The sequence below is a fragment of the Leptolyngbya sp. FACHB-8 genome (assembly GCF_014695575.1).
Classification (GTDB): Bacteria; Cyanobacteriota; Cyanobacteriia; order Elainellales; family Elainellaceae; genus Vacuolonema.
Genome location: NZ_JACJOO010000001.1, coordinates 1 through 2,221, shown reverse-complemented (window position 1 = coordinate 2,221; position 2,221 = coordinate 1). Strand labels below are relative to the sequence as shown.

The window sequence follows — 2,221 nt, the reverse complement described above, 5'->3', positions numbered from 1 at the left end:
ATAGAAGTAGATTTTGTTTGTTTTTGGGTGAGCCTGACGGTTCACCCTTTTTTGTCTCTACTTCTATTCTCTCAAATTCTTATTTCTGCTTCCCCCAACCGCTAGATGCGCCCGTCACTGCAACAAGAGAACCATCCTGGTTAATACTGACGGACGTGGGACGTTCAGCGATCGCCACTTCCTGTACTCGCGTTGGACGAGTTGGATCACTCAAATCAAAGACTGAAATTCGATCACCCTGCTGTAAATCAGTAAACCGTTGGTTCTGCCAATCTCCATCGGGTCGGGGGCGAAAGGTTTCAACGACGATCGCATAACGACCATCCGGTGTAACCGCAACGGCAACAGGTGGACCTGCAACTGAATTACTCGCTTCTGTTTCATAGGCTCGTAAGTCTCGAACGTGCCCACCTAACGGAATAACGCTCAATGCATCCTGTCCTTCTCGCGGTCCTAATTGTCCGTTCACATAGGCTGATGCCAGCATATCGGCATCTGAAATTGACACGAGATAACGCCCCTGAAAGTTCATTGGTGCGGCACGATTCAGGGTTTGAGCAATGGCTTCTGTCGGAGTGAGTGCCATTGCCAATGTGAATGCCAAAAGTTTTCCAAGCATAAACTGCATCTTCTAGTCCTCCTAACTTGCATGAAAAATTGATTGATGAAATGAACACCAATTGAGCCGCATCCCGCGTCACACTTGCCTTGATATCAGCAAGTTTCAGTCGCGGAATGATGCGCTAAATTCAGTACGAACGGTGAATGAAAACCTTGTGGGCGATCGCGCGATCGCCCAAAACTCACTAATTCAAACACGAGTAGATAAGCAACCAGCTAGAATAGCTGCCTCTCAAGCAATTCAGTCGTCATCTAAGGTGAGTGACTTAACTCACTATAAATAGTTTGCATACTTCGCTCACTTTCGTCAAGGTAAGTTGATTGACTTAGTTTATAGTTGGTATAGACATCACCTGAGAAGCTGTTAGGAGTTAGACGCCAATGCCCATTGAGGAATACCGCAAAAATGTTGCCGAACAGAAGCGGCAAGCGATTCTTGATGCGGCGATCGAAAACTTTTTGGCGATCGGCTATGAGCGCACGACGTTAGATATGGTGGCAAAAAGTGCAGGTGTTTCGACTGCAACGGTGTACAAACATTTCTCTACCAAACGCGCCTTGTTCGGCAGCATTATGGAGCGCATTTGGGAAACGGGGGTTGATCCATCTGATTCTGTTGAGCAAGGAACAGATTCAGTGGCAATTTTGACAGCGATCGCTCGCGAATATGCTCAACTCCTACGGCAACCTCAGGTAGAAGCTCTATTCCGGGTGATCATTGCCGAAGCTCCACGCTTTCCTGAACTGGGTGAGGAATTGTACTATCGCGGTAAGGAGCCTTACTTGAAACGCCTTCACACCTATTTGCAGAAGGAAAGCGAACTCAAGCGATTTCACATTGAGGATATTCCCCTGGCAGCACGGCAGTTTTTGGGAATGATTAACGATGTCATTTTCTGGCCCCGCTTCCTGGTGATGGATTTAGAGATCTCGGAAGAGGATGTTGAACACGTTGTAACGGAAGCGGTTCAAACTTTTCTAGCCCGTTACAAAAATAAACGGAAAAAAGCATAGTGTATAAATTTGCTGCGGCTTGTCCAACGGAATCCATTGTCTTTGGAGCATCCAGACCTGGATATACAGATGTACAGATCCAGACCTGGATTTCGTTTATGAAGAGTCAAGGGATTCAACGAGTCTGCTGTCTATTGGACGAAGATCAGCTTGTTCGCTATCCAGACCTGTTGGGCTGCTACAGACAAGCCTTTGGAACTGAGAATATCTGCTGGGCAGCGATCGCAGATTTTGAGATTTGCGATCGCATAACTTTTCAGCACACGATTTTGCCGTTTCTCCTCACGTCAGATCAGTGTCAGCAAAGAACAGTCGTTCACTGTTCAGGGGGATTGGACGAACGGGACAGGTCCTTGCTGCATGGCTGGTGTTCGGACGAGGTTTATCTCAGCAAGCAGCGATTCAGGCAGTTCGACGGACAGGCAGAAATCGGTGGTGTTCTAGACATGGGGATGAGGATCAAGAAAAATAGAGGCGTTGCATAATGAGAATGATGCAGAGTTGAAAATGCTTTATGAATTGTCCTCATTGCACCAGCGACAGAATTGTTAAAAATGGGCATCGCAATGGTAAGCAAAGCTACTTG

3 protein-coding genes are annotated in these 2,221 nt (G+C 46.9%); 2 read left to right on the top strand and 1 reads right to left on the bottom strand.

Going from position 1 to position 2,221, the window contains the following annotated elements:
- Positions 1–79: 79 nt before the first annotated feature.
- The gene (locus H6F91_RS00015) at positions 80–628 is read right to left on the bottom strand and encodes a hypothetical protein (protein WP_199307549.1); all 549 of its coding nucleotides are present in this window, start codon (positions 626–628) and stop codon (positions 80–82) included.
- A gap of 374 nt (positions 629–1,002) precedes the next feature.
- Here H6F91_RS00015 and H6F91_RS00010 point away from each other — a divergent pair, with 374 nt between their 5' ends.
- Entirely contained in the window at positions 1,003–1,635 is a 633-nt protein-coding gene (locus tag H6F91_RS00010; RefSeq protein WP_190774972.1) for a TetR/AcrR family transcriptional regulator, read from the top strand.
- Positions 1,636–1,733: 98 nt separating this feature from the next.
- On the top strand, positions 1,734–2,120 hold the full coding sequence (locus H6F91_RS28450; protein ID WP_199307548.1) for a hypothetical protein: 387 nt from the start codon (positions 1,734–1,736) through the stop codon (positions 2,118–2,120).
- Positions 2,121–2,221: the final 101 nt, after the last annotated feature.

What these genes read in the sequence shown, in the direction of transcription:
- H6F91_RS00015 (WP_199307549.1), bottom strand. Translation starts at nt 628, where the DNA reads ATGCAGTTTATGCTTGGAAAACTTTTGGCATTCACATTGGCAATGGCA.
- H6F91_RS00010 (WP_190774972.1), top strand. Translation starts at nt 1,003, where the DNA reads ATGCCCATTGAGGAATACCGCAAAAATGTTGCCGAACAGAAGCGGCAA.
- H6F91_RS28450 (WP_199307548.1), top strand. Translation starts at nt 1,734, where the DNA reads ATGAAGAGTCAAGGGATTCAACGAGTCTGCTGTCTATTGGACGAAGAT.